Source organism: Methylophaga sp. UBA5088 (assembly GCF_002414625.1).
In the GTDB taxonomy this organism is placed as follows: domain Bacteria; phylum Pseudomonadota; class Gammaproteobacteria; order Nitrosococcales; family Methylophagaceae; genus Methylophaga; species Methylophaga marina.
In genome coordinates, this window is the sequence record NZ_DIAC01000074.1 from 11,808 (window position 1) to 15,445 (window position 3,638).

At 44.0% G+C, this 3,638-nt stretch carries 3 protein-coding genes; all 3 read right to left on the reverse strand.

Translation table 11 applies throughout. From position 1 onward, the window contains the following. The coding region (locus B4K20_RS09410; protein ID WP_289282692.1) for a ribonucleoside-diphosphate reductase subunit alpha at positions 1 to 1,679 on the reverse strand (1,679 nt) is incomplete at its 3' end. 352 nt (positions 1,680 to 2,031) lie between these two features. Further along, positions 2,032 to 2,559, reverse strand: a complete 528-nt coding sequence (locus B4K20_RS09415; protein WP_289282693.1) for a hypothetical protein — start codon at positions 2,557 to 2,559, stop codon at positions 2,032 to 2,034. Between the two features lie 98 nt (positions 2,560 to 2,657). Beyond that, positions 2,658 to 3,638 (reverse strand): methyl-accepting chemotaxis protein (locus tag B4K20_RS09420; RefSeq protein ID WP_289282694.1); only part of this gene is annotated, 981 nt, incomplete at its 5' end.

Here is a 3,638-nt window from a genome sequence, read left to right on the forward strand (position 1 = left end):
CGCAGGTTACATGGATCTTTAAATGTGATCCAAGGGTGGCCTGTTTCGAACAGCATGCCTAACATTTTGCGCCATAGGTCTGTCGCAGGCAGTTGTTTGAAGTTACGAATATCGCCACGAGCCGCTTTTTCTTCATAGGCTTCATAGGCTCTTTCAAAATCAAGACCCGTTAAGTCGTGTAAGTCCTCCACTTCTTCTGGAGAGAACAGGGTCCATTGACCTTCTTCAGCCACACGCTTCATGAATAAGTCTGGAATCCAGTTAGCGGTATTCATATCATGCGTACGACGGCGATCATCACCGGTGTTTTTACGCATATCCAGGAATTCTTCGACGTCGATGTGCCATGTTTCTAAATAAGCACAAACCGCACCTTTACGTTTACCACCTTGGTTAACAGCAACAGCAGTGTCGTTAGCCACTTTCAGGAACGGTACAACACCTTGTGATTTACCGTTAGTACCTTTGATGTGAGCGCCCAGACCACGAACACGTGACCAGTCATTACCCAGACCACCGGCATATTTTGATAACAGCGCATTATCACGCATCGCGTTATAAATACCGCTCAGATCATCCGGTACGGTGGTCAGGTAGCATGAAGATAATTGTGGACGCAGTGTGCCTGAGTTGAACAGGGTAGGCGTCGAGCTCATGAAGTCGAAGCTTGATAACAAGTTATAGAACTCGATAGCACGCTCTTCACGATTTAACTCATTGATTGCCAAGCCCATGGCGACGCGCATATAGAAGGCTTGCGGTAATTCAAAGCGCGTGCCATCGAAGTGAATGAAGTAACGGTCATATAACGTTTGCAGACCTAAGTAGGTGAACTCAAAGTCTAATTCTGGTTTAAGTGCATTACCCAGTCGATCTAAGTCAAACAAACCTAATTCAGAGTCAATCAGTTCTTTTTCAATCGCTGTTGAGATGTAGGTTTTGAAATAGTCACTATACAAATCACCCATTTCTTGTTGGGATGCTTGTTTTGGCATTTTGTAAACAAATGTCAGTGCTTCACGACGAATACCATCCATCAGCAGGCGAGCAGCCAGTGTGCTGTAGGCAGGATCTTTTTCGATGAAGGTACGTGCAGCCATAACCAATGCTTTTTCGACGTCAGCCTCTTTAACGCCGTCAAACAAGTTACGTTGTGTGTCGCGTAAAATAGCATCACGATTAACTTCTGCCAGACCTTCACAGGCTTCTGTAATCAGATTGTGTAAACGGTCAATGTCTAGAGGTTGACGAGAGCCATCAGCTGCTGTGACGTGCAGGGGAGATTCGTTAGCAGGCTGGGGATGTTTCTTTTCTTCTTCAGCACGTTTTTCTGATTGTTTTTCACGATATACAACGTAAGAACGAGCGACTTTGTATTCGCCTTCACGCATCAGGGCCAATTCGACCTGATCTTGAATATCTTCGATGTGAACGGTGCCACCGTCATCAATACGACGTAAAAGGTTGTCGGTAACTTGTTTGGTCAGTTTCGCCACTGTGTCGTGAATACGACGACTGTCTTTTGCTGAATCACCTTCAACAGCCAAAAAGGCTTTAGTAATAGCGACAGCAATTTTGCTGCTATCAAACTCGGTGACTTTACCGTTACGACGGATAACGCTGTATCCACTTTCGGATGCTGATGAGGTATAAACGGGTTGTGCTGTTTCGCTCGCCATAATTGAAATCCCTGCAATAATGTTTAAATAATCAAAAAAACATAAAACCACTAGAGGTTGTGGTTTTGAAATGATTGAACCACAAGATAGTGTGTTTTTGAAGGCTTGGCAAGTGGAGATTTTGCACATAAATTGTGCACTTTTTGTGGATAACTTGCTGTGGGTTTAGAGCTAAGTCAGCGCCTATGCGGGATCACAGCTTTTGTTACTTTTTGGTGCTCGAAAAAACTTTTTTTATTACGGTAAAAAATGCAAATTTTGCCGTGTCTGCTCCAAGGGGGACGGGCATCATACTGGTACTGATTGTTTTGTTCAACCAGCACCAGAAGACTTTTTGCTAAACGCTTAAGAACTAGAATGTTTCTGTGACAGAGACGGCTGACGGGTGCATCAGTTGATGTGCTTTCTTAAGATTCTTGCGACCATCTGTCTGTACAATCAGCGTCCATAGATTCTGACGCTTTGCGGAAACCGTATCGTTGATTAGCGGATCGTGATCGGGGCGTAATGAGACTAATCCGGCCAATAACATGCCAACAAATGTACCGACAACCGCGAGTGCGATATAGGTATAGAGTGGGCTGGACTGGGTCATCATTGGGCCAGATGCCACCAGAGCACTGGCGATGGCCAAGCCAACTAATAATCCGATACCACCAAAGATAAAGTGAGAACGGGCGATAAAACGTGCAATCGCTTTGGATTCAGGTTCGATTTTTTCACTGGTATGGTTGTCTTTGGGCTGAATCATTTCGATGTCTTGCTGTTTGAAATGACCGTCATTTACCAGAGTTTGTTTGGCTTCTAACGCTTTTTGTTCATCATCAAATACAGCAGCCAGCTTGCTTGGTTTACTTTCTTGGTTGATTTGCATATCCATAAGGCAATCTCCTTTTTTGGGGTAAACACAATATAGGAGACAATAGAAACGAAGCAGATATCCTTATCTGCTTATATTTTTTGGAATTTATCAGGAATTTATCGTGTACTGACGCTGAAAACACCAACGAGCTGACTGAGTTTTTGTGCGGTATTTTTTACCATGACAGAGCGATGCTGTAACGCATCAATGGCCTGTGTCATCAGGCTAGCTGATTGACCGACGTCTCTCGCGGTTACACCGTGTAACTGGCTATTTTGATCCAGTTGCTTGATGGTGGAAAACATTTGCTCAACAAGTTGATGAAGTTGCGTATTTTCTGACGAGGCTTCTTCTGTTTTCTTTAAGCTACGATCGACATTCTCCACACCAGACTCCATGAATTTATACGCATCTAAGGTTTCCGACTGGATGGTTTCAATCATTTGTCGAATTTCATCTGCTGATGTAGCTGTTCTCTGAGCAAGATTTCTCACTTCGTCAGCCACAACTGAAAATCCTCGGCCATGATCACCGGCACGAGCTGCCTCGATAGCAGCATTAAGTGCGAGTAAGTTGGTTTGATTAGTAATTTCAGTGATGACGCCAATGATATTGCCAATTTCTGCTGTCCTACTATGCAGTGATTGTACGGCTTTAGCAGAGGTTTCCACGACATCACGTATTTCTTGTGTACCACTTCGTACGGACTCGTATTGCACTCTGGCTTCATGAACGACTTCATCCATGGCTTTTTTCATGGACTCAGCAGTGGTTGATGCATTCCCAATATCGCGCATTTGCTCTTCTAACAATTGCAGCATTCTTTCTATTGCTGTCGCGACTTCATTAGAAACATGAAGCGCTTCTCGGTTTGTTTCGAGCATGGCTTCATTGGTGTGACTGACATTGGTGCTGGTTATAATGACTTGGCCAACTATACCATCAAGATTATCAATGAAACTATTAATCCAACGTCCCATATCACCGGTCTCATCATTGACAAATGTGGTGTTATCAAGCCTTTGTGCAAGATTACCTTCACCTTCAGCGATGGTTTGAATAACGTGGGTCATTTCATCAAGACGATTGGCGAGTGG